Origin of the sequence: Cryobacterium sp. TMT1-3 (assembly GCF_004402315.1) — a bacterium.
Taxonomy (GTDB): Bacteria; Actinomycetota; Actinomycetes; order Actinomycetales; family Microbacteriaceae; genus Cryobacterium; species Cryobacterium luteum.
Genome location: NZ_SOFW01000014.1, coordinates 1 through 26,866, shown reverse-complemented (window position 1 = coordinate 26,866; position 26,866 = coordinate 1). Strand labels below are relative to the sequence as shown.

35 protein-coding genes and 1 pseudogene are annotated in these 26,866 nt (G+C 67.4%); 16 read left to right on the top strand and 20 right to left on the bottom strand.

Annotation, left to right across the window (positions count from 1 at the left end; genetic code table 11):
- Window positions 1-50 precede the first annotated feature (50 nt).
- Window positions 51-728 carry a TetR/AcrR family transcriptional regulator gene (locus tag E3O25_RS04675; RefSeq protein ID WP_134360582.1) on the top strand — a complete coding sequence of 226 codons (678 nt, stop codon included), beginning with the start codon at window positions 51-53 and terminating at the stop codon, window positions 726-728.
- Between the two features lie 11 nt (window positions 729-739).
- Window positions 740-1,258, top strand: coding sequence for a CarD family transcriptional regulator (locus E3O25_RS04670; RefSeq protein ID WP_092107039.1), 519 nt, complete (start codon window positions 740-742; stop codon window positions 1,256-1,258).
- A gap of 186 nt (window positions 1,259-1,444) precedes the next feature.
- Here the strand turns inward: E3O25_RS04670 and E3O25_RS04665 are convergent, their stop codons facing one another.
- The 11 genes from E3O25_RS04665 to E3O25_RS04615 form a co-directional block, all read right to left on the bottom strand.
- Complete coding sequence (locus tag E3O25_RS04665; protein WP_134360581.1) at window positions 1,445-2,722, bottom strand: hypothetical protein; 1,278 nt, start codon at window positions 2,720-2,722, stop codon at window positions 1,445-1,447.
- Between the two features lie 137 nt (window positions 2,723-2,859).
- Window positions 2,860-3,918, bottom strand: a complete 1,059-nt coding sequence (locus E3O25_RS04660; RefSeq protein WP_092107043.1) for a YihY/virulence factor BrkB family protein — start codon at window positions 3,916-3,918, stop codon at window positions 2,860-2,862.
- A gap of 220 nt (window positions 3,919-4,138) precedes the next feature.
- Window positions 4,139-4,762 (bottom strand): DUF3618 domain-containing protein, encoded by a 624-nt coding sequence (locus E3O25_RS04655; protein ID WP_092107045.1) that lies wholly within the window; start codon window positions 4,760-4,762, stop codon window positions 4,139-4,141.
- Window positions 4,759-5,175, bottom strand: a complete 417-nt coding sequence (locus tag E3O25_RS04650; RefSeq protein WP_134360580.1) for a phage holin family protein — start codon at window positions 5,173-5,175, stop codon at window positions 4,759-4,761. Before E3O25_RS04650 ends, E3O25_RS04655 begins: the two co-directional genes overlap by 4 nt.
- Entirely contained in the window at window positions 5,172-5,936 is a 765-nt protein-coding gene (locus E3O25_RS04645) for a hypothetical protein (RefSeq protein WP_134360579.1), read from the bottom strand. Before E3O25_RS04645 ends, E3O25_RS04650 begins: the two co-directional genes overlap by 4 nt.
- Before the next feature lie 93 nt (window positions 5,937-6,029).
- On the bottom strand, window positions 6,030-6,203 hold the full coding sequence (locus E3O25_RS04640) for a CsbD family protein (protein WP_092107051.1): 174 nt from the start codon (window positions 6,201-6,203) through the stop codon (window positions 6,030-6,032).
- Window positions 6,204-6,283: 80 nt separating this feature from the next.
- A complete protein-coding gene (locus E3O25_RS04635; protein WP_134360578.1) occupies window positions 6,284-6,889 on the bottom strand; it encodes a hypothetical protein in 606 nt (201 codons plus the stop codon).
- Window positions 6,886-7,464: a DUF6286 domain-containing protein gene (locus tag E3O25_RS04630; RefSeq protein ID WP_134360577.1), complete on the bottom strand. Its 579-nt coding sequence runs from the start codon at window positions 7,462-7,464 to the stop codon at window positions 6,886-6,888. The genes E3O25_RS04635 and E3O25_RS04630 overlap by 4 nt, the downstream gene beginning before the upstream one ends.
- Window positions 7,461-7,895: a hypothetical protein gene (locus E3O25_RS04625; RefSeq protein ID WP_092107057.1), complete on the bottom strand. Its 435-nt coding sequence runs from the start codon at window positions 7,893-7,895 to the stop codon at window positions 7,461-7,463. The genes E3O25_RS04630 and E3O25_RS04625 overlap by 4 nt, the downstream gene beginning before the upstream one ends.
- Entirely contained in the window at window positions 7,892-8,086 is a 195-nt protein-coding gene (locus E3O25_RS04620) for a DUF2273 domain-containing protein (RefSeq protein ID WP_092107059.1), read from the bottom strand. Before E3O25_RS04620 ends, E3O25_RS04625 begins: the two co-directional genes overlap by 4 nt.
- The gene (locus E3O25_RS04615) at window positions 8,083-8,565 is read right to left on the bottom strand and encodes an Asp23/Gls24 family envelope stress response protein (protein ID WP_092107061.1); all 483 of its coding nucleotides are present in this window, start codon (window positions 8,563-8,565) and stop codon (window positions 8,083-8,085) included. Before E3O25_RS04615 ends, E3O25_RS04620 begins: the two co-directional genes overlap by 4 nt.
- Before the next feature lie 129 nt (window positions 8,566-8,694).
- On the opposite strand from E3O25_RS04615, the gene E3O25_RS04610 reads away from it, so the two are divergent.
- Genes E3O25_RS04610 through E3O25_RS04595 form a run of 4 tightly spaced genes read left to right on the top strand, consistent with a single transcriptional unit; the run spans window position 8,695 to window position 10,866 of the window.
- Window positions 8,695-9,270, top strand: a complete 576-nt coding sequence (locus E3O25_RS04610; protein ID WP_092107063.1) for an RNA polymerase sigma factor — start codon at window positions 8,695-8,697, stop codon at window positions 9,268-9,270.
- Window positions 9,267-9,914 (top strand): hypothetical protein, encoded by a 648-nt coding sequence (locus E3O25_RS04605; RefSeq protein ID WP_134360576.1) that lies wholly within the window; start codon window positions 9,267-9,269, stop codon window positions 9,912-9,914. Before E3O25_RS04610 ends, E3O25_RS04605 begins: the two co-directional genes overlap by 4 nt.
- Window positions 9,914-10,252, top strand: coding sequence for a hypothetical protein (locus tag E3O25_RS04600; RefSeq protein ID WP_092107067.1), 339 nt, complete (start codon window positions 9,914-9,916; stop codon window positions 10,250-10,252). The genes E3O25_RS04605 and E3O25_RS04600 overlap by 1 nt, the downstream gene beginning before the upstream one ends.
- A 47-nt stretch (window positions 10,253-10,299) precedes the next feature.
- A complete protein-coding gene (locus E3O25_RS04595; RefSeq protein WP_241983925.1) occupies window positions 10,300-10,866 on the top strand; it encodes a hypothetical protein in 567 nt (188 codons plus the stop codon).
- 15 nt (window positions 10,867-10,881) lie between these two features.
- On the opposite strand, the gene E3O25_RS04590 is transcribed toward E3O25_RS04595, so the two are convergent.
- Window positions 10,882-11,367, bottom strand: coding sequence for an Lrp/AsnC family transcriptional regulator (locus E3O25_RS04590; RefSeq protein WP_092107071.1), 486 nt, complete (start codon window positions 11,365-11,367; stop codon window positions 10,882-10,884).
- Between the two features lie 148 nt (window positions 11,368-11,515).
- Between E3O25_RS04590 and ald the strand changes: the two genes are divergently transcribed.
- Window positions 11,516-12,631, top strand: coding sequence for an alanine dehydrogenase (ald, locus tag E3O25_RS04585; protein WP_134360575.1), 1,116 nt, complete (start codon window positions 11,516-11,518; stop codon window positions 12,629-12,631).
- 218 nt (window positions 12,632-12,849) lie between these two features.
- Here the strand turns inward: ald and E3O25_RS04580 are convergent, their stop codons facing one another.
- Entirely contained in the window at window positions 12,850-13,452 is a 603-nt protein-coding gene (locus E3O25_RS04580; RefSeq protein WP_134360574.1) for an NAD(P)-dependent oxidoreductase, read from the bottom strand.
- 83 nt (window positions 13,453-13,535) lie between these two features.
- On the opposite strand from E3O25_RS04580, the gene E3O25_RS04575 reads away from it, so the two are divergent.
- A complete protein-coding gene (locus E3O25_RS04575) occupies window positions 13,536-13,904 on the top strand; it encodes a helix-turn-helix domain-containing protein (RefSeq protein ID WP_092107077.1) in 369 nt (122 codons plus the stop codon).
- A gap of 46 nt (window positions 13,905-13,950) precedes the next feature.
- Here E3O25_RS04575 and E3O25_RS04570 read toward each other — a convergent pair whose 3' ends face one another.
- Window positions 13,951-14,391 carry a MarR family winged helix-turn-helix transcriptional regulator gene (locus E3O25_RS04570; RefSeq protein WP_092107079.1) on the bottom strand — a complete coding sequence of 147 codons (441 nt, stop codon included), beginning with the start codon at window positions 14,389-14,391 and terminating at the stop codon, window positions 13,951-13,953.
- Window positions 14,392-14,439: 48 nt separating this feature from the next.
- On the opposite strand from E3O25_RS04570, the gene E3O25_RS04565 reads away from it, so the two are divergent.
- The 3 genes from E3O25_RS04565 (at window position 14,440) to E3O25_RS04555 (ending at window position 17,941) form a co-directional block, all read left to right on the top strand.
- Window positions 14,440-14,682, top strand: a complete 243-nt coding sequence (locus E3O25_RS04565) for a hypothetical protein (RefSeq protein WP_092107081.1) — start codon at window positions 14,440-14,442, stop codon at window positions 14,680-14,682.
- A 90-nt stretch (window positions 14,683-14,772) separates the two neighbouring features.
- Entirely contained in the window at window positions 14,773-16,440 is a 1,668-nt protein-coding gene (locus tag E3O25_RS04560; RefSeq protein WP_134360573.1) for an aldehyde dehydrogenase family protein, read from the top strand.
- Between the two features lie 214 nt (window positions 16,441-16,654).
- A complete protein-coding gene (locus E3O25_RS04555; protein WP_134360572.1) occupies window positions 16,655-17,941 on the top strand; it encodes an ATP-binding protein in 1,287 nt (428 codons plus the stop codon).
- Between the two features lie 277 nt (window positions 17,942-18,218).
- On the opposite strand, the gene E3O25_RS04550 is transcribed toward E3O25_RS04555, so the two are convergent.
- Window positions 18,219-18,851 (bottom strand): hypothetical protein, encoded by a 633-nt coding sequence (locus E3O25_RS04550; RefSeq protein ID WP_134360571.1) that lies wholly within the window; start codon window positions 18,849-18,851, stop codon window positions 18,219-18,221.
- Between the two features lie 189 nt (window positions 18,852-19,040).
- Between E3O25_RS04550 and E3O25_RS04545 the strand changes: the two genes are divergently transcribed.
- From E3O25_RS04545 to E3O25_RS04535, 3 genes are read left to right on the top strand one after another with little or no spacing between them, the layout of a single operon-like run.
- Window positions 19,041-20,114 (top strand): ATP-binding cassette domain-containing protein, encoded by a 1,074-nt coding sequence (locus tag E3O25_RS04545; protein ID WP_092107089.1) that lies wholly within the window; start codon window positions 19,041-19,043, stop codon window positions 20,112-20,114.
- Window positions 20,111-21,073, top strand: a complete 963-nt coding sequence (locus E3O25_RS04540; RefSeq protein WP_370448721.1) for an ABC transporter permease — start codon at window positions 20,111-20,113, stop codon at window positions 21,071-21,073. The genes E3O25_RS04545 and E3O25_RS04540 overlap by 4 nt, the downstream gene beginning before the upstream one ends.
- A 31-nt stretch (window positions 21,074-21,104) precedes the next feature.
- The gene (locus tag E3O25_RS04535; protein WP_134360570.1) at window positions 21,105-21,509 is read left to right on the top strand and encodes a VOC family protein; all 405 of its coding nucleotides are present in this window, start codon (window positions 21,105-21,107) and stop codon (window positions 21,507-21,509) included.
- A gap of 122 nt (window positions 21,510-21,631) precedes the next feature.
- Here the strand turns inward: E3O25_RS04535 and E3O25_RS04530 are convergent, their stop codons facing one another.
- Window positions 21,632-22,495, bottom strand: coding sequence for a LysR family substrate-binding domain-containing protein (locus tag E3O25_RS04530; RefSeq protein WP_092107093.1), 864 nt, complete (start codon window positions 22,493-22,495; stop codon window positions 21,632-21,634).
- Window positions 22,496-22,569: 74 nt separating this feature from the next.
- Between E3O25_RS04530 and E3O25_RS04525 the strand changes: the two genes are divergently transcribed.
- Window positions 22,570-23,010 (top strand): DUF5997 family protein, encoded by a 441-nt coding sequence (locus E3O25_RS04525; RefSeq protein WP_092107095.1) that lies wholly within the window; start codon window positions 22,570-22,572, stop codon window positions 23,008-23,010.
- A 227-nt stretch (window positions 23,011-23,237) separates the two neighbouring features.
- On the opposite strand, the gene E3O25_RS04520 is transcribed toward E3O25_RS04525, so the two are convergent.
- Window positions 23,238-23,915 (bottom strand): alpha/beta hydrolase, encoded by a 678-nt coding sequence (locus E3O25_RS04520; protein WP_134360569.1) that lies wholly within the window; start codon window positions 23,913-23,915, stop codon window positions 23,238-23,240.
- Window positions 23,916-24,227: 312 nt separating this feature from the next.
- On the opposite strand from E3O25_RS04520, the gene E3O25_RS04515 reads away from it, so the two are divergent.
- Entirely contained in the window at window positions 24,228-24,812 is a 585-nt protein-coding gene (locus tag E3O25_RS04515; RefSeq protein ID WP_092107099.1) for an NUDIX hydrolase family protein, read from the top strand.
- A 174-nt stretch (window positions 24,813-24,986) separates the two neighbouring features.
- Here the strand turns inward: E3O25_RS04515 and E3O25_RS04510 are convergent, their stop codons facing one another.
- The 3 genes and pseudogenes from E3O25_RS04510 to E3O25_RS17250 form a co-directional block, all read right to left on the bottom strand.
- Window positions 24,987-25,982, bottom strand: coding sequence for a nucleoside hydrolase (locus E3O25_RS04510; protein WP_134360568.1), 996 nt, complete (start codon window positions 25,980-25,982; stop codon window positions 24,987-24,989).
- A gap of 87 nt (window positions 25,983-26,069) precedes the next feature.
- Window positions 26,070-26,564 (bottom strand): GNAT family N-acetyltransferase, encoded by a 495-nt coding sequence (locus E3O25_RS04505; RefSeq protein ID WP_134360567.1) that lies wholly within the window; start codon window positions 26,562-26,564, stop codon window positions 26,070-26,072.
- A 95-nt stretch (window positions 26,565-26,659) separates the two neighbouring features.
- A pseudogene (locus E3O25_RS17250) lies at window positions 26,660-26,866 on the bottom strand (hypothetical protein); the annotation flags it as partial.

Here is a 26,866-nt window from a genome sequence, read left to right as displayed (position 1 = left end):
ACCGGCAACCCCGTCTCGGACATGTGTCCGAAAAGTGGTAGGATAGACGAATGACTTCGTTGACTGCCCCCCGCCTGCTGGCGGGAGCGGTGCAGTCCGATGCGGTGCCGTTCAGTGTGCAGAGCGAATCGAAGCACGACCCCCGCGCTGAGCGCACCCGGCAGCTTATTCTCACAGCGATCCGGGCGCTGATCGCCCAACCGGCGGCATCCGTTTCGGTGGCCGAGATCGTGCGCCTGGCCGGCATCAGCCGCAGCTCCTTCTACGCTCACTTCGCGAGCCTCGACGTGCTTGCGGCCGAGCTGCTGCAGGCGCAGTTCGCCGATATCGGCTCGGCCGGGCTCGACCTGCCCCGGCCGCGCACCGGCGAGAACGCAGCCCGACTCGGCTATGCCCGCCTGGTCGACCACATGGTCGAAAACTTTCCCCTCTACGCGAGCGTGCTCGAACTGCCGTTGACGCGCAGCGCGCACGACCAGATCATCGAGGCCTACGCCACCCGCCTGCTCGAGTCGATACTGGTCTTCGACGACGCCGTCAACGCCGAACTGGTCACGACCTACGTCGCCGGCGGCGCCCTCACCCTGATCGGCGCCTGGATGCGCGGTCACCTCGATGTCTCAGATGACGAACTCGTCGACCAGCTCGTGGCCCTGCTGCCCGGCTGGTTGCTCGATACCCCTGCTTCAGCAACGCCCGTTCGCGTTGCCTCACCCACACAACACTGAAGGCGCATTCTATGAAGATCGAAATCGGCGAAACCCTGGTCTACCCGCACCACGGAGCGGTCACCATCACGGCCCTCGCGACCCGCACCATCAAAGGCGTCGAGAAGCAGTTCATGACCCTCAACGTGCACACCAGCGCGCTGACCATTCAGCTGCCCGTCGACAACGTCGAGCTCGTCGGCGTGCGCGACGTCATCGACGCCGCCGGCGTGAGTGCCGTGTACGAAATTCTGCAAAACGCCTTCACCGAGGAGCCGGGCAACTGGTCGCGCCGCTACAAGGCCAACCAGGAGAAGATGGCCAGCGGCAGCGTCTACCGCGTCAGCGAGGTCGTGCGCGACCTGTGGCGCCGCGACCAGGACAAGGGCGTCTCGGCCGGCGAGAAGCGCATGCTCGAAAAGGCCCGCCAGATCCTCGTCTCCGAACTCGCTCTGGCCCAGGGCCTGACCGACCAGGAAGCCGGCGACCTGCTTTTGATCGAAATTCAGAACTACGTCGTCAGCGACGAGCCGGTCGAAGTCGCCGTCTAATCTGGCTCAGGAGGGCACGTCCGTTCGCCGCGCGAACGGGTGCACTCCTGTTTTCGGCCGGCATCCGCTTGAGCGCGCTTCATCTGGGTGAGCGCGACGGTAACGGGCGTAGCGCGCGCCAAGATCTGGCGTGGCCATCCGCTGTTCTTCGCGCGACGACGTCGGCGGTAGCCGCCGGGTTCTGGGCTACACCAGTGCGGCGCAGAGCAGCAGCGCCGGCCACGCGGTGACGAGCACGGCCGCCAGGTAGACCAGGTTGCGGCGGGTGAGGGTGGAGCTGCTGATGCCATAGCGCGCACTGAGCAGCATGGTCAGCCCGGTGATCGGCCCGACCGCTGTCGACACTCCCCAACCGATGCACGCAGCGAGCACGAACAGCGTGGGGTCGGGGTGCAGCGGTTGCACCAGCGCCGCGACGATCGCGACCGACACGACCGGGTGTACCCCGACCAACGCGAGCAGAATCATGGCGAGCATCATCGCCCAGGCGACGAAAACGGTGAACTCCGACACCGGCAGCGGCAGGTCGAACAGGGGAAGCAGCATCCGCAGGCCGACGGCGAGCACGCCGGCCGAGGCGAAGAGCGTGACCTCGCCGCGCAGCTGGGGCAGGTCATGCCGGGCGTGCCGGGCGAGCGCGCGCAGGGCCCCGCGACCGTCGATGATCATCAGGCCGATCAGGGTCACGCCCAGACCGGCGAGCAGCACGATGCGCGGCACCGAAACCGCGGGAAACAGCTGGTGAGCGGTGATGACGATTGCCACGAGGGCCAGCGGTACGCGCACGAGCGCCCAGGTCAGGGAATAGCCGGTATACGCGGGCAGTTCGCGGCCCCACAGGTGAAAGATGTCCCAGACACTCAGGCCGATCGCGACTAGCGCGAGCGCCAGACCCACCAGGAGCAGCACGAGGGAATTCGCTCCGGGTACGAGCGTGGTCGCGGCCGCGGCCGCCGCCCAGAACGGCGACCAAAACGCCGCCGCCGAAAACGACCGGGTCAACAGTGCGGCATCGGCGAGCCGCAGCGGCGACCGGCCGCGCAGGTGATCCCCGACGATGCTGACCGCACCGATATTAATGACGGCGCCGAGCGCGTGCGTCGCGAGGGCGGTTCGCACCACGGCGAGCCGGCCGTGCAGCCGGGTGCGCGTGGTCAGCGCGGTCGGTGTGATCAGCCGCAGAAAGGACACCGCCGTGAGCATGCCGATGAGGTCCTGATTGACCGACAGCAGGTCGCGGCCGTTGATGTTGCTGCCCAATTGAATCGATAGCACAACGGATGCCAGTCCCACGCCGATCAGCAGCAGGGCAATGATGCGCTGGGTGCGGGTCACCAGCACCAGTCCGGCCGCAGCGGCGGCGATCGTGAGCCCGCCGGCGACGAGCGTCGCGCTCGGCAGCAGCGCCGACAGCCCCACGCACAGGATGATGCCGCTCAGCAGCAGGGCGTAGAGCAGTCGCACGCTGAACCCCCTGACTGGATCGACCGTGTCCCGTCGAACACGTCCTCCTATCCAACCAGCCTCCGCACCTCTCTCTTTCCGGGCCCGGGCCCGGTCAAAATGGCGGACACAGAGACGGGGTGGGACGGGCGCAGCTCCTACTCGGGCGGGGCGGCGTTCGCCTTGCGGATGCGACGGCCGTCGGCGACCGTCTGCATCTCCTTCAGGGCGGCCTTCTGGCTCTTCTTTGTGCCGCGCGGCGGTAGTTGGATATTCTGCTCGGCGGCGATGCCGGCCTGCAGCTGGCGTCCGCGTTCGAGTTCGGCGTCAAACTCGGCTCCGAACAGCAGGGCGAGGTTGGTCAGCCACAGCCAGAGCAGAAAGATCACGATCCCGGCCAGCGAGCCGTAGGTCTTGGCATAGTTCGAGAAGGTCGTGACGTAGAACCCGAAGCCGAGCGAGGCGACCACGATCGCCACCAGTGCCACGAGCGCCCCGAGGCTCATCCAGCGAAACTTCGGCTGCCGCACGTTGGGCGTGAAGTAATACAGCACCGCGATCAGCAGCACCACGGTCGCCGCGAGCACCGGCCACTTGGCAATGGACCAGACCACCTGCACGGTCTGGCCGAGCCCGAGGGCTGCGCCCACGGCATCCGTCACGGGGCCGGAAATGGCCAGAATGAGCACGGCCACGAGCAGCAGGGCGATGCCGATGACCGTCACGAGCAGCTGGGTCGGCTTGAGTTTGAGAAAGGTGCGACCCTCGTCGATCTCGTAGATGCGGTTCATGGCACGGCTGAACGCGCCGACATAACCGGATGCCGACCAGATCGCCACCGCGATTCCCGCTACCAGGGCGAACCCGGCCGAGGGTGAGGTGCTGAACTGTTCGATCGGTCCGCGAATGACCTCGAGGGCGTCCCCGGGGGCGACCGAGGCCAGAATCGTCAGCAGGGTGTCGGCCGACTGCTTTCCCTGCCCGAACACGCCGAGCAGCGAGACCAGGGCGATGAGCGCCGGAAACAACGACAAGACGGCGTAGTAGGTGAGCGACGCCGCAATGTCGGTGCATTGGTCGGTGCCGAACTCGCCCAGCGTGCGCTTGAAAACGTACTTCCAGGAGGTCTTGGTTACCTCGGTCGGGGAGTCTGGCTTACGGTCGTCGTCCGGCTCCGGCGCGTCGGCGAGTTCCTGGCTCTGGCCCTTGTCAACCATGAAATTCTCTCTGCTCGGGTCGAATGAGGCCGGGGATCGCGATCCCCGGCGCTGAAAATGTGCTGCGTTCTCGCAATTTTGGCGCTGACATGGCTGCCGCGCAGCTTTGACGGGTACTAAGGGTACGACGAATGCTGCGGCGCCCTCCAGCCGCCCCGGCCCGAACGGGGGCGGCTGGCGGACGAGCCGCAGCATCCGTCTGGTGAATCAGTACGGCAGATCAGTACAGGCCAGTGTCACTCTTGTGCTTCGCCGACGCGGCCTCGTCGCGAGCCGTGTCGGTGACGGTGTCCTTCGCTGACTGTGCTTCGTCTTTAACGTCGCCGGCGGCTCCTTGCGCGGCCGACTTGACCTCCTCGACGGCGTCGGTGGCGCTGTCCTTCACCGCGGCGACGGCCTCCTGCGCGGGTTCACGCAGGTTGTCGGCCAACTGCTTGGCTGCGTCGGTCGCTTCGGAGAGGAGCGGCTGGGCGGCTTCCTTCAATGAACCGGCCAGTTCCTTCTCCTTGTCGCTGGCGGGAACCAGCGACGCGGCCAACCAGCCGATACCGAAGGCGATGAGCCCGACGGCCATGGGGTTTCCCTTGGCCCTGTTTGCGGCCTGGTGCGGCAGATCACCGATGGTGTCGGTCGCCGAAGACACAGCGTCGCCGGTCTCCGAGGCCGCGCCCATGACACGTTCCGACACCGAACCCAAGGCAGACTTCACCTTGTCGGTCTGGCGCTGCATGATTTTCGACGGAGTCACCTTGTCGGCGAGCGCATCGACGTCGCCGCCGAGCTCGCGCCGGGTACGCTCGATGTCCATGCGGATCTGATCGGGGGTGCGGTCGGTGTCGGTCATCGGTTTTCCTCATTTCGTTTCAGTGTGTCGGGGATTTTCTTCAGGGAGTCAACGGTTTTTGGTGCACCCTTGACGGTTTTCATCTCTTTGCGGCCCATCACAAAGAGCACGAGGCCGATGATCGCCCACAGTCCGGCCACGATCAGGCCGGACCAGGCGTTGCCGACCAGGTAGCCCAGTCCCCACCAGAGGGCAATCGACAGGAACAGCACGGCCATGAACGCGGCGTAGCCAGCGCCGCCCAGCATGCCGGCGCCCTTTCCGGCCCGGGTGGCCGACTGACGCAGTTCGGCCTTGGCCAGCTCGAGTTCCTGGCGCATGAGTGTGGAGAGGTCACGGGTGACTTCTCCCAGCAGGTCTCCCAGCGAGGTTTCCGCGGCCTTCTGCTCCGACGGAGTGTGCAGGTCGGTCATCGTTCCGGAACCGCCAGGTCGGGGTCGTCGCCGAGCAGGCCAGGCTGCGCGGTGACGCTCGTGCGGCCGCTCGTGTCGGTGAGTCCGACGATTCCGGCCTGGCCGACGGCGCCACCGGTACCGGACAGACCGACTCCGGCATCTGCTGCGCCGGCATACCGCGGCGTGGTATCGGCGAGGTCCCCGGAGGTCTTCTTCGCCTCGTCGGCAGACTCGGCGGCGACCGAGCGGGTCAACCGGCCGGCCAGGATTCCCGCTGCAGCGGCCAGGGCTATGAACGTGCCGGGCTTGCGTCGAGCGTAGGAGCGCACCTCGTCGAGCAGCGACCCGGGGTCGCGGTCATCGAGCCAGGTGGCGACGCTGCCGGCGCGAGATGCGGCCTGCCGCACGAGGTCCGTCGCGACGCCGTCAGCGTCGGACGCGCCGGCCATCTGGGTCAGTTCGTCGCTGATCGAGCGCAGGCCCTCGGCGACTCGGGCCTGCTGTTCGCCGGCCTGTTCGGTGAGCTGGCTGCGGGCATCCGTGAGCAGGTCTTTCGCCTGCTTCTTGGTTTCGGCGGCGACTTTTCCCACTTCATCCTTGGTGACGTCGGCGACCTCGCCGGCGGCGTGCGCGGCGGTGTCGCCCACGTTCGCGGCCTGGTCGGCGGCGACGTTCGCAGTGTGGGTCGCGGCGGTTTTTGTGGTCTTTGCGGGTGACGAGCCGTCGAACTCGGAGTCGTCGGCGCTCGAGGCCGGCGAGGTTGCGTAAAAGTTGGACATGCTGCTTCCTTTCGTGGCGTGCTGATGGGCTTTTGGGCCAGGGGAGTGGTGGTGCACGGCACGCCTCAGCGCCCGCCGGGCACCCGGGTGGGACTAGTTCTTGAAGACATCCTTGACGTCTTCGCCGACCTTCTTAGCGCTCGCCTTGGTCTGGTCGGCGCGGCCTTCGGCAACCTTGGAGTCGTCGTTGGTGGCCTTGCCGACGGCCTCGGTGGCCTTGCCCTTGAGGTCCTGGGCGGCGTTCTTGATCTTGTCTGATGCACTCATGGTGTTCTCTCTTTCGGGTGGTTTTTTTCGGGGCTGTTCGGCGCGGACGCGCCGAACGTGAGTAGATGGGGCGCATCCGTTCACTGGATGCGCGTGGTGCGGCTGGTACGCACCCGGAAGCCGCCGCTGATCTGCAGCAGGGCGGGGATGCGCAGGCCGAGGAGGTCGTCGAGGGCGGCGAGCGCCTGCTCGACGATGCGCACGACATCCGTCGGGGAAGTGCCGCGTCGACAGGTTACCGAGACCTTCAGCACGGCCTCGCGCGCGACCCGGTAAGTCGATACGCGGGTCGACAGAAACTCGGGGTACTGGCCGAGGGACTCCTGCAGCATGTGCTCGGCGACGGCCGAATTGACCTGGGTACTGCCCCAATCCGTGGTCTGTTCGCTGAGCAATCGGCCGGAATGGCCGTGGCCCTGCCGCAGAATGAAACTGAGCAGCAGGCCCACGATCGCCGACAGCCCGGCGAGGGCGACGATCCAGAGCCAGCTGTGCCCCGTTGCGGCAAGGGGGGTGGCCTGGAGCCAGCCCGCGACCGTCGTGCGAACGCTGTCGGCGACCGCGCCCCAGACATTTGCAGTCGCGGGCTGCGTGGCGAGCAGGCCGGATAGGGCGGCCGCGGCGAGCAACAGCAGGCCGACCACGAGAACCAGGCTGCGGTTGAGCGCGCGATTGGTGTTGTTCACGCGCCGACCTTTCCGCCGAGGGCTACGACCACCCGGGACCGCAGGGGTGGCTGCAGGTGTAGTCCGTCGAGCTGGCCGCGCACGGCGTCGAGTACGGTGTCCTGGTGAACCGGGCGCCCCGATGTCGGCACGAGGTGCACAGTGGCGAGTTTGCGAGAGATGCTCACCCGGGTGCTGTCCGGGTCGATCCCGCCCACTCGAGCGGCGCGCCCGGCCAGAGCGGATGCGATGACCTCGTCATCGACGACTGTCACCGTGCGTTCGGATTTGATCAGGTGCCGCGCGCGGCGACCCGGCGTCACGGCGACCGCCACGAGCACAAGACCGACCAGGGCGCAGCCGACGGCCAGACCGGCGAGCCACCCGACGGGCGCGGTCGAAGCGGATGCGAGACCCTCCGCGAGGTTCGCCGGTGCCGCCAGCACTGCCGGCTCATTCAGCAGGTGCAGCACGATCTCGGTGCCGATCCAGCCGCACACGAGCATGATCGCGACGGCCACGGCGATCGCCGCGGCTGACCGCGATGAGTGCAGTTCCCGCCGGCTGACACGTGCGTAGGTCGCTGTTAGGCTCATCGCACGCGCCGTTCCGGGCTAACGTCCACTCCGGTGAGTCGCACGGTGACCCGGCCGATGTCGGCGCCGGTCAGCTCCCCGACGCGGCGTCGGATTTCGGTCTGCGACGTGGCCGAGCGAGCCAGAATGGTCCCTCCGGTGCGCGCGATCAGGGCCGGTTCGCGGGTGACTCGTTGCAGGGAAACGACGCGGATTGGGGTGCTGATCGTGAGTGCGAGCCTGCCGTGGTCGTCGCCGAGCTCCACGCTGACCTGGTTCGGCGTGACGCCGAGCGATTCGGCGGTGACCATGCCGACGATCTGACGCAGGGCGCGCGGCACGATGCGGGTGCGTCCGCGAGTGGATGTCGGGCTTTGGTCCGCCGGATTTTTCACCGGGGTGGCGCTGGGTGCGCCGAGAAACCAGCCCGCTGCGTCGGCCGTGGCGCTCACGACGACGAGCGCTTTCCCTGGAACGCTCCGATCAGGCTGCTCACGTCGAGCCGACCGTCGACGACCCGGCCCACCAGCGCTCCGACCAGCATGGCCACGCCCACGAACAGGAAGGCCCAGAAGCCCAGAATCACCCAGGTCAGCGCGAGCACCGCTCCGACCAGCATTCCGGTGCGGGTCGCGGTGGTCATCGGAGTGCGGTCCTGGCCGGTTCGACCTCGGCGTCGGCGTCGTCGCTCGGCAGGTGGATGTCTACGATGGTCACGTTCACCTCGGTGACCTCAAGACCGACCAGGTCTTCGATGGCGCTAATGACATTGGAGCGGATGTCGTTGGCCACCTGCTGCAGCGGCACCGGGTACTCGGCCACGATGGTCACGTCCACCGCCACCTGGGTTTCGCCGACCTCGACCGACACACCCTGGCTCACGTCGGTGTTGTTCATCGCCTCGCGAATCGCACCGAGGGCACGAGCGGCGCCGCCGCCGAGCGCATGCACCCCGGCGACCTCGCGGGCGGCGAGGCCGGCGACCTTGGCCACGACGCCATCATTGATGACCGTCTTACCGGTGCCGAGCAGCGGTTCGCCGGCCAGCGCCGTGCCGATCGGCTCACGGTTGCGGGGGGACTTGCTCGAGGACGCGGTGCCGTTGGTGTCGATGAGGTCCATCTGAAGAGCTCCTTAAAGTCTGGCCGGATGTCGATCCGAAAGCGGATTGTTACCTGTAGGACGAAACCTGTGCCATATTCGTCACGCAAAGATGAGAAAGAATTTTATCTGGTTCTCTGGAGGAGGGTAATGCCCGGGACTCTGCGTGAGCAGGTCGCATCGCCGCTCGCCGGGGCGACCGACCAGATGCTTGCCGACCGTGCAGCCGACGGAGACCTGCGAGCCTTTGAAGTGCTCGTGCGGCGGTACGGCCCGCTCATGCGGGTCTACGCCGCCCGGGTTCTCGGCTCCAACGACGAGACCGACGATGTCGTGCAGGAGTCGTTCATCACGGCTTGGCAACACCTCGGCACGCTCGACGACGGCAGCGCGGTGAAGAGCTGGCTCATGCGCATCGTCAGTCGCAAAAGCATCGACCGGCTGCGCGCTCGCCGTCAACACGTCAACATCGACGACACGGATGCCCCGGCGCCGGACCATCATGCCCCCCACGCCCTGGCCGAGGCCGAATCGCAGACCGAGGCACTCGCCCGGGTGCTTGCCGCGCTTCCCGAGGACCAGCGCCGCTGCTGGACCCTGCGCGAACTTGCCGAGTACAGCTACGGTGATATTGCCGCCGAGCTGAACCTTCCGCTGTCCACCGTGCGCGGACTGCTGGCCCGGGCCCGCAAGACCCTGCTACGCGAGATGGAGGAATGGCGATGACCGAACTGACGCCGGCGAACCGGCGGTTCCTCGCCTTCGACCTCGACGACACCGAGCGGGAACAGGCCGGCCTGAACGGCCATACCATCGAGCAACTCAGCGACTACCTGGACCGCGGTCGTTCGCCCGCCGACCCGAGCATCGACGATTCCCCCGACTGTGACATCGCCCTGCGCGGTCTGGAGCGCCTGCGCCGATCCCACAAGGCGCTGCTCGAGCGAGACCTCGAACGCGAGTCACTGCGCGACGACAGCTGGGTGTCATCCATTCTCAAGAACATCACCCTGGAAGCCCACGCGGGCCGGGAGATTCCGCTGACCCACCCCTCGCCGACCGCACGCCTCGTCGTGACCGAGGGCGCCGTACGCGGCGTTCTGCGCGAGACCGGCGACCGAGTGCAGAACGTGTTCGTCGGGCGGTGTGTGCTGGTCGGTGACGTCAGTGTGCCCGGCACGCCAATTTCAATCGCGGTCGACGTAACCGTATTCCCGGGGGAGAATATACCGCTGCTCGCCGAGCAACTACGCCACGCGATGTACGTCGCGCTGGGCAAATACACGGAACTTGTCGTGGCGACCATCGACATCACGGTGAGCGACCTGCAGGCCCCGCCCGATGCATCCGCTCAGAACAAGGAGCACTGATGAGCACGGTTCTTCCGTTCACCGAGCAGCTTGACGCGCTGGTGCGCCAGGTTCCCGGTGTCGAGGCGCTCTACCCGGCCGGCTCGATCGTGGCCGTCGTGCTCACCGCCACCCTCGATGCGGCGGCGCATCGCGCGCCCGCCGCGCCGCTGGTGCACAGCGCGCAGCAGGCCGACGGCGTGCGGATTACCGCGAAGATCGGCATCGGCGCGGCCGAGTCCTCGGCCGAGGTCAGCGGTCGCGTGCACGATGCCATCGCCGAACACCTTCGGCAGGCCGGCGATCCGCCGGTGGCGCAGATCACGGTGATCGTGGCCAGCGTGCGGCTGAGCGCCTAGCCCATCCCCGTGACCGGTGCTAATTTGCCCCAATGAAGCAGAGAGAGATGTTCCTTCAAGCAGATGCCGCGTTGCGCTCCGTCATCGACCAGATCACTCCCGCGCAGCTCGACCGGCCGGCCCCGGCCGAGTGGTCGCGCAAACACAAACCGACCCTGCGCGACATACTCGCCTCCCACGCCGAGGACGAAGCCTGGCTGCCCGCGGTGCTCGAGGGGAAGACGATCGAGGAAGTCGGCGACACCTATCGGAACGATTTGCTCGGTGACGATCCGATCGGCAACTACGACCGCATCAACGAAGCGACGACAGCCGTGGTCAATGGCGACCTTGACCCCGACAAGATCGTGCATCTCAGTTACGGCGACTATCCCCTCAAGGAAGCCTTGCAGCACACCGCCCTGTACCGCGCGTTCCAGGCCTGGAGCATCGCCAGGCACATCGGCCTCGATTACTCGTTACCCGACGCGCTGGTCGAGAACCTGTGGGAGCAGATCGCTCCCGACATCGAAATGTGGCGAGGTTTCGGCGTGTTTCCGCCCGAGGTGCCGGTGCCCGAGGGGGCGAACCGCGAGGTGCAGCTGCTCGGCAAGGCCGGGTACTGGCGCGAGTAGCTCGCGCCGGCCTGATTACTCGGGAGCAACGCCGTTGTAGAAGTGCTCGAACACCATGCTCGTGCGGGTTGACGCCACGGCGGGGTTGGCCGAGAGGTTTTCCAGTACGAAGTCACGCACGTCGTCGGTGTCACGCGCTGACAGGTGAATGATGAAGTCCTCTGACCCGCCCAGAAAGAACAGCTGCACGACGCGCGGCATCACCCGGATCGAATCGCGAAAGGCCGGGATATGCGTGCGGGCGCCTGCACGGATGCTCACGCTGATCAGCGCTTGCAGGCCGAGTCCGATCGACTTGGGGTCGACCAGGGCGGTGAACCGCGTGACGATTCCGCGGCTGACCAGAGAACGCACCCGGGAGACGCAGGTGGACTCGGCGATGCCGGCCGCGCTGGCCAGCCGGCTGTTCGTGGTGCGGGAATCCGCCTGCAGCGCCGCGACCAGGATGCGGTCGACCTCGTCGAGGGTTTCAATCACCCGAATCCTCTTCGCTTCTGCCATCACAGATCTCCTCATCTCCGCATATTTCGTGGAATATTCTTCAAGTCTGGCAGATTCTACGGAATTTACCTAGCCGAAACGAATCAATAGCAGTCTTACGTTTACTACAGCCGAGTCGTTCGGCAGCAAACTTCGAGACGGAGCCCTTATGTTGGTCGGCATTCCCACTGAGATCAAGAACAACGAGAACCGCGTCGCGATCACCCCGGCCGGCGTCAACGAGCTCACTCGCCGCGGCCACGACGTCATCATTGAAAAGGGCGCCGGACTCGGCTCGAGCATCACCGATGATGCCTTTCGCCTCGCCGGAGCTTCCATCGTCGACACCGCCGCCGAAGTCTGGGCCGCGGCCGAACTGCTCCTGAAGGTCAAGGAGCCCATTGCCAGCGAGTACCCGCTGATGCGCCGCGGACAGGTGCTGTTCACCTATCTGCACCTCGCGGCATCCGCTGAGTGCACCGAGGCACTTCTCGCGTCGGGCACGACCGCGATCGCGTACGAAACCGTGCAGCTGCCCGACCGAAGCCTGCCACTGCTCTCGCCGATGAGTGAGGTTGCCGGCCGGCTGTCGGTGCAGGTCGGCGCGTACCACCTGCTCAGCGCCAACGGCGGGAGCGGTATTCTGCTCGGCGGTGTGCCCGGAACCCCCAAGGCCAAGGTCGTCGTGATCGGCGGCGGCGTCGCGGGCGAGCACGCCGCGGCCAACGCGCTCGGAATGGGCGCCGACGTGACCATCATCGACCTCTCGCTGGCTCGCCTGCGCCAGCTCGAGGCCCGCTTCAATGGCGAGATCCAGACGCGCGCGTCGACCCAGTACGAAATCAACGAGCAGGTGCGGGAGGCTGACCTCGTGATCGGCTCCGTGCTCATTCCGGGCGCGCAGGCTCCCAAGCTCGTCACCGACGCCATGGTCGCGTCGATGAAGCCGGGCTCCGTGCTCGTGGACATCGCGATCGACCAGGGTGGCTGCTTCGAGGGCTCGCACGCCACGACGCACGACAACCCCACCTTCGCCGTGCACGACAGCATCTACTATTGCGTTGCCAACATGCCCGGCGCCGTACCGGCCACGTCAACGCGCGCGCTGACCAACGCGACCCTGCCTTACGTTGTCGCGCTGGCCCAGAAGGGGTGGAAGAAGGCGATCGCCGAAGACGCCGCCCTCGCCCAGGGGCTGAACACCCACGATGGGCGCATCACCAACCCGCACGTGGCATCGGCGTTCCACGCCGAGCTGCTCACTGTCGCCGACGCGATCGCCTGAAACGGGTAGCGGGGCCGGCATCCGTCAAGCGGATGCCGGCCCTCATCGTGTCGGAGCCGACTTCTGAGTGGCTAATTCAGGAAACTCGGCGGGTTCGAGGCCCGGTGTGACCGAACTGGCGCGGCCCGAGTATGGCGGGATGAACGGATTTCCTGAATTCGCCACGGAATGTGGGCGGTTCGGTGTTCGGTAACGGATGCTCGCGCCGCTGCCGGCTGCTAGTGGGCGACCGTGAAGCGACGGCGCTCGTGCGCCGGGGTTTCCAGCTCGTCGAGAGCGGCCACGGCGAAGTCCTGGGTCGAGATCTCGCTGCCGGCGGGGGAGTCGACGCCGAGAACATAGTGGCCGGTGCGCTCGCCCGGCATGATCTGCGGGGCCGGGGCCAGCATGGTCCAGTCGAGGTCGGTCGACGCCCGGTAGAGGTCGAGCACGGCGCTGAACGTCGACGCTTCAGCGTGATATTCTGCGGGGAATTCCGGCATGTCCTTGAGCTGCACGCCATCGACGCTCAGAGCTCCAGCGCCACCCACCACGAGGAGTCGTGAGGTCGACGGTGCAGCGATGATCGCCCGGTGCATGGCCAGGAAAGGATCGTGCGAGCCGCCCGTGCGGTCGGGGGCGACCGACAGCACGACGACGTCGTGCGCGCCGGCGATGGCGCCGAACGCTGCGCTGTCGGACAGATTCGCCGCGACAGCGGTGGTGCCGTCGACGGCCGTTCCGCCGCGTGAGATGGCGGTGACGGAGTGTCCGCGGCGCAGGGCCTCGGCGGTGATCTGGCTGCCGACCATGCCGGTGGCTCCGTAGATTGCGATGTTCATGGGTATCCGTTTCTGTCAATTGAGGGGGATAAATCGACAGTATCAAACAGATACTGAGTACCTCAACGTAATATACTTACCCGATGGATACCTCCTTCGACGTTCTCAATAACGACTGCCCCTCACGCGTGGTGCTGCAGCGCATCGGCGACAAGTGGGCGCCGCTCGTCTTTCAGGCGCTCAAGGGCGGCCCGGTGCGGTTCTCCCGGGTGCGCAGTACCATTCAGGGCGTGACGCCCAAGGTGCTCACCCAGACCCTGCGCACCCTCGAGCGGGACGGCCTCGTGCGCCGCACGGTGTTCGCCCAGGTGCCGCCGCGGGTCGACTATGAGCTCACGCCGCTCGGCCTCACGCTGCTGGAGCCGCTCGACGCCGTGCGGGCCTGGGCCGAGGCCAATGCGGCCCATATTCTCGACGCCCGCGACGACTACGACGATCGCCAGTCGAGCTGAACGGTGGCGGCATCCGCTTGACTGGCGCAGCGGGTGTGCCGTGCGGTCAGGCGGTCGCGGCCATCACCCGGTGCAGTGCGTCGCGCAGGGTGGCGAGTTCCGCCAGTGGAAGATTGAGAGCCTCGACGACCCGCGGCGGGATGGATTCGGCCACCGCGCGCAATGCCGTGCCCTGAGCGGTCAGGGTGATGTCCAGCGTGCGTTCGTCGGCAACGCGGCGCTGGCGACGAACGTAGCCGGTGGTTTCCAGCCGCTTCAGCAGGGGCGAGAGCGTGGCCGACTCGAGGCAGAGGGTTTGGCCGAGGCCTTTGAGAGTGCGCGGGCTCTCATCCCAGAGGGCGAGCATCACCAGGTACTGCGGATGTGTGAGACCGAGCGGTTCGAGAATGGGGCGATACAGCGCGATGACATTGCGGGAGGCGATCGCGAGCGCGAAGCAGACCTGGTTGTCGAGAGCGAGGGGGTTCTCGAGTGTTGCTGATGTCATGGAGCGTTCCGTTTCGTATTCGTGCATTTAGTTAGTACACTAACAGTTATGACACACGGTAAGGAATCCCACCCGCGCAGCAAGGGACCCGGCGGTTTCACGGCCTGGCTCAACGGTCGACTGTTTCCCATCCTCGGGCCGCCGCCGGTCGGTCCGAGCGGCTCCGATCTGCTGCCGGCGACGCTCGCGCCCGTGCGCGCCTGCCCGGTCTGCGCCCAACCGATGGACCAGCACGACATCGACCGCACCGGCGAGCGCACCCAGCTGCACTGCCCGGTCGTCGCCCACTAGGCTCTCTCTTCGCTGATCCAGACCTGACCCGATTTTGCGGGGCGCCGCTGTCGGCGACGCATTAAGCTGGCGGGAATCACGGGGAGATCAATGACAGCGGATCAGGTCGGCCTGGACCTCTCGATCACCGAGCTCGGTGCCGCAAGCGAGCGGTGGGCGGCGACCACCCTCGGGGAGCGCGCCGACCTGCTGGCCCGCACCGCGGCATCCGTTGCCGGCGAGGCCGAGCGCTGGGTCGCAGCCGCGGCGCGTGCCAAGGGCCTCGAGCCCTTATCGCCGCTGATTGGTGAGGAATGGCTGACCGGCCCGTACGGCGTGCTCACCACGCTGACCGCCCTCGAGCAGACGCTCCGAACGCTCGCTTCGGGGCGCAAGCCGCTCGCCGGCCGACGGCTCGGTCGGGCGCCGGGCGGCCGCCTGACGGTGGCCGTACTTCCGCACAATGCCTATGACGGCCTGCTGCTGCACGGCTTCACCGCCCATGCCTGGCTCAAGCCGGGCCTCACAACGGTCCGCGCCGGATTGGGACAGCTCACACCGACGGTGCCCGGCGGGGTCGGGCTCGTGCTCGGCGCCGGCAATATCTCCTCGATCGCGCCGCTCGACGTGCTCTACGAGCTGGTGGCGCACAATCGGGTCTCGATTCTCAAGCTCAACCCCACCTTCGACGCTCTGTTGCCGGTGTATCAGGCGGCTCTCGCCCCGCTCATCGACGCCGGACTACTGCGCATCGTGACCGGAGGCGCTGAGGTGGGCGGCTACCTCGCCCACCACCCTGAACTCAGCCACGTGCATATCACCGGCAGCGCGGCCACCCATCGAGCGATCGTGTTCGGCGGCGCCGATTCGCCGCGCCTCGATAAACCGATCAGCAGCGAGCTCGGCGGTGTCTCGCCGATCATCGTGCTGCCGGGCCGGTGGAGCGCCCGCGACCTGCGCTACCAGGCTGAACACGTGGCCACCATGCGGCTGCACAATGGCGGCTCCAACTGCATCGCCGGGCAGGTGCTCGTGCTCAGCGCCGACTGGCCGCAGAAGGCCGCGTTCCTCGACGCCGTCGCGGGTGCCCTCGCGGCCGCCCCCGCACGTTCGCCCTGGTACCCCGGCAGCGCCGATCGGATGCGCGCAGCCCGCGCTGCCTACCCCGCCGCTTGGTCTCTGGCCCGCGGGCGCCTCATCGTGGCGGCCGGGGTGGGTGCAGCATCCGCCTCACCCGAGAATATGCTCACCACGGAATATTTCGCACCGGTACTCGGCGTGCTGGAACTGGACGGAACCGGGCAGGCCTTTCTCGACTCCGCCGTCGAGACCGTGAACCGTGACTTTCTCGGCACCCTCGGTGCGAATATTCTCGGGCTGCCCAGCACGATTCGGCGGCTTGGTCCCGGGTTCGAACTGGCCGTGGCGCGCCTGCGCTACGGAACCATTGCGATCAACGCGTGGACCGGCGTGGGCTTTCTGTCAGCGGCGGCGCCGTGGGGCGCGTTTCCGGGACACACCCTTGAGAACGTGGGCAGCGGTATCGGAGTGGTGCACAACGCGCTGCTTCTCGATGATGTCGAACGTACCGTCGTGCGGGGACCGTTCCGTCCGTTTCCGCGCTCGCTGCTGCACGGCGAGTGGGCGCTGCTGCCGAAGCCGCCGTGGTTCGTATCGTCCCGCAGCGGCACGCTCACCGCCCACCTGCTGACCGAATTCGCCGCCCACCCGTCGGCGCGCAAACTGCCGCGCATCCTCGCCGCCGCGTTTCGCGCCTGACCTTCTCCGATTCTGAAGGCTCGCCCGCGCGTAACTCCTGCAAATCATGCGGGGCTTCGAAAAGTTGGCCGTGTTTCCGCTGCTCGCCAAGATTCGCGGACCGAATTGCAGGAGTTATGCGCGTTGGAGGGGGACAGCGGGGTACGGCGGAGCGGACGGGGCGCCAGAGCCGGTGCAATAGATTGGCAGTAACACCAAAGATGTGAGGTTCACGATGACTGGTTGGCGACTGCGCGATTTCCATTCCGACGATCTGGACGGCATTCTGCGTCTGTGGGAAGAGATCAAGGCTTCGGACACCGAGCCGGTGTACGGCCTGTCCGAGGTGCTCGCCTCCTGCCAGAAGGACCACGCCGTCGTGGCCGTGCACGGTGACGAGGTGGTCGGAGCGGCCGTCGGACGAGCCGCCCACGCGCAGGGCTGGATCGTCTTTCTGGCGACCGCTGAGAAGTGGCAGAGCCAGGGCATCGGCACGGCCATGCTCGCCGCACTCGAAGCCCGCATGGCCCCGCACGGCATGACCAAACTGTCGGCGCTCATGCCCGAATCCGAGACCAAGGTCGACGCCTTTCTCAACCGCGGGTTCGAGGTGAAGAAGAACCTGCGCTACTTCGAACGACACATTCCCGTGCAGCGGGAGGAACTCAAACTGCTCGGCGAACTCGGCGGACGGGTGCTGCCGCGCGACCTGTGGCAGAAGGTCGGCGGCATGGCGCGCGAGAAGGAACTGCTCGAACGCCGCTTGGTCATGCCGCTGGCCAAGCCCGAACTGGCCGAGCAGTACGGGGTCTCGCCGCCCAAGGCCGTCGTGCTGTTCGGCCCTCCCGGCACCGGAAAGACGACCTTTGCCAAGGCGATTGCCTCCCGCCTGGAATGGTCCTTCGTCGAGGTCTTCCCGTCGCGTCTCGCGGCCGACCCGCAGGGCCTCGCCGGCGCGCTGCGCGAGACGTTTCTGAAGATCTCCGAACTCGAACACGCGGTCGTGTTCATCGACGAGGTCGAGGAGATCGCCGCCCAACGCTCGGGCGAACCGCCGTCGGCGATGCAGGGTGTGACCAACGAGCTGCTCAAGATCATTCCGGCCTTCCGTGAGCAGCCCGGACGCCTGCTGGTCTGCGCCACCAACTTCATTCGTGCGCTCGACTCCGCTTTTCTCCGGCACGGCCGCTTCGACTATGTCGTGCCGATCGGACTGCCGGATGTCGCCGCCCGCCAGGCCATCTGGGAGCGATACATTCCGGAGACCGTGTCGCACGAGGTCGACCTCGCCGTTCTGGTCGAACAGAGCGACGGATTCTCACCGGCCGACGTCGAGTATGCCGCCCACCGGGCCTCGCAACATGCCCTCGAGAAGGCCCTGTACCGGGCCGGCGACGGACCGGTCATCAACGGGCCGAGCACAGAGGACTATGCCCTGGCGATCTCCGAAACTCGGCGCACCGTCTCCGACGAGGTCGCGGCCGAGTTCCTCGAAGACATCGAGCGGCTCGCCCGGCTGTAGCACAGCGGATGCCCGGGCCCACCGTGCGACCGCGGGCCCAGGTTCCAACCTGGGCCCGGGGACGGGGCCCGGGCCCCGTCCGGATTGCGTGGCTTGAGGTTGCCGACTCCGGATTGCGTGGCTCGAGGCTACTCGGCCGGCTCGTCGCTCAGATCGGCCGCGGTCCCCTCGTGCCCGGCATGCCGGGGGCTCTGCCCCGTCTTGATGCGGGCCTGGTACAGGTGTGACTCCACGGTGCGCACGGAGAGGAACAGCTCACTCGCGATCTCCCGATTGCTCAGGCGGCGCGGATGCGGGTGATCACGTTGTTGTGCGGCGAACGGGCGATGGCCTCGCCATCCGTTGCGACGGATGCCCAGTCCAGGTTCTGTATCGACGCGGTGAGGTGAACGAAGGCGATCATCCCGCGCATCAGGGTGCTGTCCGGGAACCAGCTGGAGGCCGCCGCCACGAATTCCGCGATGACCGCATCGCTTGGCGGTGAGAGGCGACCGAGAGTGATGCGCCAGCGCATCAGCTTCACCCCGTTCTCGGGTGTGCGCAGCATGGATTCTGCGGCCGTCGCGACGGCCAGGGCCTGCCGGTATCGGGCGACGCTGGCCAAGCACCTGGAATACTCGATCGAGGCCGGCAGGCTGGGCGCGATGCGCGACGACAGCCCGGCGTACGCCAGCGCGGCTTCGACCGATCCGAGGGATCGGCTGCGGCGTGCGGCGTGCAGCAGGATATCGGCCACGAGTTCCGGTCCCCATTCGGAGAGGACGTTGGCGGTCAGCTCGGTTCCCACCGTCCACGTGTCGGCGATGAGCTGGCATTCTGCGGGAGTGGTGGCGAAGCCGTGCGTGCGGTCGGTCAGCAGCACAGCCGAGCTCGCCACGCTGACCCTGGCCACGGTATCGGTCGGGGCCAACGCGCGATTCCCGTAGCCGGAGGGCGCAACCGACCGGGCCCACACTGTGACCCCGGGCCCAGTTTCTATCATGAGCCCGTGGACGGGGCCCGGGCCCCGTCCAAATTGGCATCGACGGTTGTCGAAATTGGAGGGCGTTACTAGCATTGCAGGCAGCGTGCACTTCCCCACTCGATACCCCGGCAAGGAATCCCCGTGATCATTGAGGCCCAGGGCCTGACCAAGACCTACCAGTCCAAGAGCGGGCCGGTGCACGCGCTCGCCGGGCTCGACCTGCAGGTTCCGCGCGGAACGGTCAAGGCGCTGCTCGGCCCCAACGGCGCCGGCAAGACCACCGTCGTGAAGATGCTCACGACGCTGATTCGACCGGATGCCGGCACCGCCGTCATCGACGGAATCGACGTCGTGCGCCACCCCAAGTCGGTGCGTCGCATCATCGGGGTTTCGGGTCAGTACGCCGCCGTCGACGAGAACCTCACCGGTTTTGAAAACCTCGAGATGGTCGGCCGCCTGTACCACCTGGGCGGCGCGGCCGCCCGTCAGCGGGCGCAGGAGCTCATCGACCTGTTCGAGCTCACCGCCGCCGGCAATCGACCGGTCAAGGGGTTCTCCGGCGGCATGCGGCGGCGCATTGACCTCGCGGGCGCGCTCGTGATCAACCCCAGGGTGCTCTTTCTCGACGAGCCGACGACCGGACTCGACCCCCGCAGCCGGATCGCCCTGTGGGACGTCATCAAACGGCTCGTCGCCGACGGCACGACCGTGTTGCTGACCACGCAATACCTCGAAGAGGCCGACCAGCTCGCCGACGATATCGTCGTCATCGACGACGGCCGGGTCATCGCCGAGGGCACCTCGGATCAGCTCAAGGCGCAGATCGGCGGACACCGCGTGGTCGTCGCGCTCGTCGATGCCGCCGACAGCGCGGCCGCCCGCGACATCCTCGCCCGGCACGGCTCCGGGGCGTCGTCGGTATCGACCGACGGCCGCGGAGTCGAAGTGGCCGTCACCGACGGCCCGACCGCGCTGCAGAACATGCTCGCCGACCTCCGTGCCGCCCAGATCAACCTGCACGACGCGGGCATGCGCCGCCCCACCCTCGACGACGTGTTCCTCAAACTCACCGGCCACAAAGCCGATCTCAACGCGACCGACGACGACGCGGATGCCGGCGGCACCAAGTCGTCGAAGCGATCACAAGCCAAGCGCGACCAAGCGCGCGCAGCGGATGCCGCCGCCACGGATTTGGAGAAGGTCACATGAGCCCCCGGCACTCGGCCGCACCGCCGGAGCCGACCATGCCCGAGCCCGCCACGACCGCGCAGGCCACGACCGCGCAGGCCACGTTAATGCAGACCCGCAGCGAGCCGAATCTCGCGCGTGGCGAATCTCGCGTGGGGACCCTGCCCCCGCTGCCCACCTGGAACCCGCTGTCACTGTGGTACTCCGATGGTTGGACCGTCACCAAGCGCAACCTGATCAAGATCAAGCGCTCACCCGACATGCTGGTCTTCGCTGTGATCCAGCCGATCATGTTCGTTCTGCTGTTCAGCCAGGTGTACGGCGGTGCCATCGCGGTTCAGGGCAGCGACTACACCCAGTTTCTGATGGCGGGCATTTTCGCGCAGACGGTCGTGTTCGGGGCCACGTTCTCGGGCGCCGCCATGGCGCTCGACCTCAAAGAGGGCATCATCGACCGCTTTCGAAGCCTGCCGATGAACGCATCCGCTGTGCTGATCGGTCGCACCAACGGCGACCTCGTGCTGAACACCATCTCCATGATCATCATGATGGCCACCGGCCTCGCGGTCGGTTGGCGGGTTAATACCTCGCCGCCCGAATTTCTGGCCGGAGTCGCGCTGCTCCTGCTGTTCGGCTACGCGTTCAGCTGGGTGATGGCGCTGCTCGGCATGAGTGTGAAGAGCCCGGAGGTCATCAACAACGCGTCGTTCCTCATTCTCTTTCCGCTGACCTTCGTCTCGAACGCCTTCGTGCCGAGCGAAACCCTGCCGACCGCGCTGCGCGTGTTCGCCGAATGGAACCCGGTGTCCTCGCTCGTGCAGGCCGTGAGGCAGCTGTTCGGAAACCTCGGCACCGCGCCCGTTCCCGATATCTGGACCATGCAGAACCCGATTCTGACCGTGCTCATCGGCATCGCGGTGATGCTGCTGGTGTTCGTGCCGCTGTGCATTCGAAAGTTCGCCTCGATCAGCTCCCGCTGACCGATTCATTTTCGACGAAGGAGTCACCCTCATGACCCAGCACCAGTCTGAGCACGCCGTCGGCATCGTCGCCGGCTTCAGCGGATTCGCCGTTTCCGACCTCGATGCCGCGCGCACCTTCTACGCCGAGACGCTCGGTCTCGAGGTGACGGCCGGGGAGATGGGCATGCTGCGCATCGCGCTTCCCGGCGGTGCCACCGTCATTGTCTACCCGAAGCCGGATTTCGCACCGGCCACCTATACGATTCTCAACTTTGCGGTCACCGACCTCGACGCGACCGTCGACGAACTCACCGAGCGCGGCGTGGATTTTCTGCGGTACGACGGCTTCGATCAGAACGACAAGGGCATCGCTGCCGGCGGTGGGCAGGGACCCGACATCGCCTGGTTCACCGATCCGTCCGGCAATATTCTGTCGGTGCTGACGAACCCGTAGCTCGGCGGCGGTACGTTGCGGGTGGCGTCCCCGTGAGGGGTCGCATATCGACCCAATAACTGGTTTGCGAGGTCGATTTGCGACCTCTCAGCCACGTCCCGGAGGCGGGCCCGGGCATCCGCTTAGCGCCCGCGGCTTTTGCCCTTGTTGGGGTTCTTGGTCGGCCGGGTGCGACCGGGGGAGTTCTCGACCTTCTTACGCACGGCGGGCTTGGCCTTGGCCGCCGCGACCCGAATGGCCTTGGCGGCAGCTTTGGCCTTGTCGGTCTTTTTGGGCTTGCGCGGTGGCTTGGGCGGCCGGCCGTCGCTGCGCGCTGGCGCCTCATCGGCTGCAGCGCCGGCTTCAGCGGATGCCGCGGCGTCGGCCGCCGCCGCTCCGGTATCGGTGCGGGAGCTCGCCTTCGACCGTCCGCGCACGATGCCGATGAAGTCCTCGATGTCGTCGGTGGTCTCCCGGGTGATCCAGGCCAGCGCGATCTGGGTCTCGGCGACACCCGTCACCGGGCGGGACACCACGTCTTTACGACCGTACAACCGGGCGATCGAGTGCGGCACGATGAGGATCCCGACGCCGGCGGCGACCTGCTCCATGGCTTCGTCGAGGTCGCGCATGGGCGGCAGGGCGCGACGGGAGCCGTCACGCACCTCGTCGGCGAGGTCGCGCCACTCCGGCACATCGTCGGGGTTCTGCAGCAGATGTTCGCCGGCCAGGTCGGCCAGCAGCACGGTCTCGGACTGCAGGCTCGCGTGATCCTTCGCCCCGACGGCGACCGGAATCTCGTTGTACAGGTTGATGACGCTCAGGTTGGTGTCATCGATGGGCAGGCGCACGAGGCTCACCTCGGCCCGGCCGTCGTGCAGTACCGCAATCTGCTCGGCGGTCTCGGTGCGAAACACGGTGAGGGGAACGTCAGGGCGGCGGTCATTCCAGATGCGGGTCCATTTGGTGGGGGTCACACCGGCGACGAAAGCGATGGAAAAGCTCACCGGCGTCCTCTCTCGGGTAGTTGAGCGTGCGTTTCGCCCAAACGAGGGCTCTCTTTAGGCTATACGCTTGAACAATGAGTTCCGAGAAGAAGCCCCAGACCATGAAGCCCGCCACGGCGGCCCAGAAACTCGGGATTCTGCTCGACGCGGCTCCGGCCGAGTTCCAGACCGAATTCGTCAGCCGCACCGAGCTCACCGAGCTCATGGCAAACCCGCCGGAATGGCTGGCCCTGCTGCGCGCCAACGGCCCGCACCCCCGTCAGGTCGTCGCCGCCAAGCTCGGCGTCTCGATCTCCGGCCTCGCTCGCAGCGACATCAACGACCCGCTGACCACGGCCGAGATCGCCGCCCTGCTGCAGCAGCCGCCGGCCTGGCTCGTGCTCGAGCGTTCCACCCAGGCCGGCGTGCGCGCCGACCAGATCGCGGTGAAAGACCGCGACGCCCACCGGGCAGCCAAGAAGGCACACGTTGAACGCCAGGCTTCGCAGGAACAGGCCAAGCGCGACCGCTCCTAGCTCGTCGCGGCCGCTGACCGGGTGGCCGGGCGGGTGGCCGGACCCATTTCACGGCCGCGCTGGAGTTGCGCAGCTGCGTGCGAGGCGCAACTCCAGCGCACTGGCTCAACTCCGGCGCAGCGTGTTGCGCGGGTGTTCCGGCCGCTGGCGCGACTCCTGCGTGGGGGAGCGCTGAGATTGCGGGGCGAGCGGATGCCGAGCCGCGGCATCCGCTGGGGCCCGCGTCGTCAGGCGGTCGGTTCGGCCGCGACCGTGACGTACTGCGCGCGCAGAAAGTTGACGACGTCACCGAGTTCGGCCTGGGAGATCGAGTGCGCCAGTCCCTCGTAGATGCGCTCGGTGAGGGTGCTGTGGTTCGGCAGCCAGGCTTGGGTGCGTTCGATCGCGCTCGTCGGAATGATGCCGTCGGCCGTGCCGCGACCCCAGAACACGGGGGCCGGCCGTTCGGCCAGCTCGGCGTCGCTGAACTGCGAGCCGGTCGCGATGAATCCGGAGAGGTTCACCGCGAAGCTGAACCGGTCGGGGGCGGCGCGCAGCAGCTCGAGCGCCATGGCTCCGCCCTGCGAGAACCCGAGCAGGCCGATCGTCGGTGGCTGCTGCGGCAGGGCGTCGAGCCAGTCGAGCACCGCGGTGACGGCCGCTGCGACGGTGGCCGGGTCAGGGCTGCCCGGCTCGCTGATCGGAAACCAGGCCCAACCGTCGGTGACCGGCGCCGGTTGGGCCACGAGCGGCGCGCGCAGGGCCGCGATCACCGGTTCGAGCGGCAGGTGCGGCGCGAGGGAGAACAGGTCGCCTTCGTGCGAGCCGTAACCGTGCATGATGAGCAGGAGCGGGCGGTCGGCCCGGTCGGCGCCGGTCGCCGACCAGAGTACGGCGGCATTGTCGATGGTGGTGCTGGTGGTCATGGGGATCCTTCCGGGGTTCGCGGCGCGGGCGCCGTGTACTTCCATACTTTCATCGCCGCGCCCAGTTCTCGCACCTGCCAGCCGTGGCGAATTCAGGAAACCCGCGCGCTGGCCGACCGGGAGACCGCGGATTCCCGGGTTCGCCGCTCCTGGGGCCGGTGGATTTCCTGAATTCGTTACCCAGGAGCCCGGCTCCTGTTGCTAGAAAGGCTGAAGGGCCGGCCGCAGAACGGGCCGCGCGCAGGCGCCGCCCGGCGGGGCGAGGGCGCTCGTGAGTGCGCGGGCGGGGCCGGCGTAGGACAGAATGGCACTATGAGCGTGCGAACCCCTGACCCAGACCCGGACTGGACGCCAAAGCCCCCCGCGGGAGCCCCGAACGCGAATCCGGGCTGGCTGAAAGACGTCGAGCTCGCCGAAATTCGTCGCCGGTTGCCGATTCTCTACATCGAGGCCGTGCCCGTGCGGGTCGACGGCCTCGGCCAGGTGGTCGAGGTGGGAGTTCTTCTGCGCGCCCGCCCGACCGGCGAAATGACGCGCACGCTGGTCTCCGGCCGGGTGCTCTACGGCGAAACCCTGCGGGACGCGCTGTTCCGTCACCTCGAGAAGGACCTCGGACCGATGGCGTTTCCGCAACTGCCGACCAGCCCCGTGCCGTTCACCGTCGCCGAATACTTTCCCCTGCCCGGAATCACCGCCTACACGGATGACCGCCAGCACGCCGTTTCGCTGGCCTACGTCGTTCCCGTCACCGGCACCTGCGACCCCCGCCAGGACGCGCTCGAAATCACCTGGATGACTCCGGCCGAGGCCGCATCCCCCGGCGTCTCGGCCGAGATGGAAGGCGGCCGCGGCACCCTGCTGCGTGCGGCGCTCGCCTCGGTGGGCCAGCTGTACTGACGCGCTGAGCGGATGCCGGCAGCGCCGGCCGGCCCCGCACCCCGACCGGTCTGCTCGCGGCGGCGCCCGATACAGGTGGCCGCTGCGGTAATCGGCGTAGCGGCTACCCGTCTGGGGCGCGGCCATGAGCGTGCCGCGCGGCAGGGGCGGGCCACAGCATCCGTTCGACGACGGTTATCGCCGTTGCGGCAACGCCGAACCGAGGCCGAGCGTGTCGAGGAACAGGTGAACGTACCGGTCGACATCGACGTCGAGGGCCACCTCAGCGGCCTCCCAGTCGCCGGCGAGACCGTGCACGATGTCCTCGCCCGGGTGGATGCGCTGATCGACGAGCGTCTGGCCTCGGCCATAACCGGAGAGCTGGATACGCAGCGGCAGCATCGCCGTCGTAAGGGCGTCCGGGTCGACCAGGGCGCAGATGGCACCGGCATCGCCGATCAGCCCGGTGTAGGCGGCGTTGCGCCCGGATCCGAGCGCGACCCGGTTGCTGAGCAGTAGGCCGACGACGTGGGCGAGGGGGGAGTTGCTGCGCACCAGGGCCGCGGCAACGGGCTCCGGTATCGCCACCTGGTTGAACACGTCCAGCCCGTACATGAAGGTGGGTACGCCGGAGTCGAGCACGATGGCTGCTGCTTCCGGATCGTGCCAGACGTTGAACTCGGCGACCGCGGTGGCATTGCCGACCGTCGTCGATCCGCCCATGAAGACGATGCGCTCGATGTTGTCGACGACGTCGGGGTACTGACGCAGCAGCAGCGCCAGGTTGGTCTGCGGTGCGAGCCCGACCAGGGTAACCGGGTGCGGGCTGGCCTGAATCAGCCGGTGCATGAGCTCGATGGAACTGATCGACTCCGCCTGCCGGTCTGTCGCCGCAAGCTTCAGGGTGCCGAGGCCGCTTTCGCCGTGCACGTGTGCGGCGGAGCGCGCCGGCTCGAGCAGGGGGCGCCTGGCCCCGGCGGCGACCGGCACGGGCGGGGCGTCGGCGACATCGAGAATGCGCAGCGTATTCTCGACGACGCGCTCGAGCGAGGCATTGCCCGCCACGCAACTGATGCCGAGCACGTTGATGCCCGGGTGCGCGAGGGCGAAGAGGATGGCCAGCGCGTCATCGACGCCGGTGTCGACGTCGAGGATGACCGGGATGGCGTCTGGAACGGTGGAATGAGTCATCCGCTCACCCTATTCCTTCGGGTTTGCCCCGGAACCCCGCCGTGGCGTCTGCCGCCGCACTCGCGCGTTGAACGCCCAAGTTTGCACTTATGAGCGAACCAGGCGCACCTCGTGCAGCGTCTCGCCGAGTACCTCTTCGGTGCGTTCCTGGCCGTCGGCGAGGTAGCCGTTGCGGGCGTAGAAGGCGTGCGCGCGTGGGTTGTCGGCGGCAACCCAGAGCGATGACGGGCCGGGATCGACGACGGAATCGAACAGCTGCTGACCGATGCCGGTGCCGTGGTGGGCGTCGAGTAGGTACATGAAGAACAGCTCGTGCTCGGTGGGCAGGTCGTCGTCGCGGCACGGTCCGCTGCCGGCGAAGCCGACGATCTCGTCGTCGACGAGCACGACGCTCTGGCGGTACTCGGGTCCCTGGGTGGTGAACCGACGCCACATGGCCGCGAGGCGCTGGGGCCGCAACTGGGACAGGGCCGCCTGGCTGAGCAGGTGATCGTAGGTTTCATGCCAGCAGGCGGCGTGTACGCGGCCCAGGCTTTCGGCATCCGCTTCACTGACGGGTCGAACGACAACTGTGGTGTTCATGATTCGACACTAACCGTGTTTGCGAGTGGGCCCGAACACGGCAACGGGCCGGCCTCCTGAGAGACCGGCCCGTTCGTCAAGCGGATGCTGGGGGCTTAGCCCTGTGAGCGGCGCGGAGCCGAACGGCCGGCTCCACCCTCGCGCGGACCGCGAACGAGTCCGCCGACCTGGAGGCTGCCGACGCGGGGTCCGCCGGAACGGCCGGCGGCCGAACCCGAACGGGGTGCGCTGGCAGCAGCGCCGGCCGGACGACCGGACCGCTCGCGACGGGCGCCGCCGGCCGAAGCCGAGTCGCTGCTGCG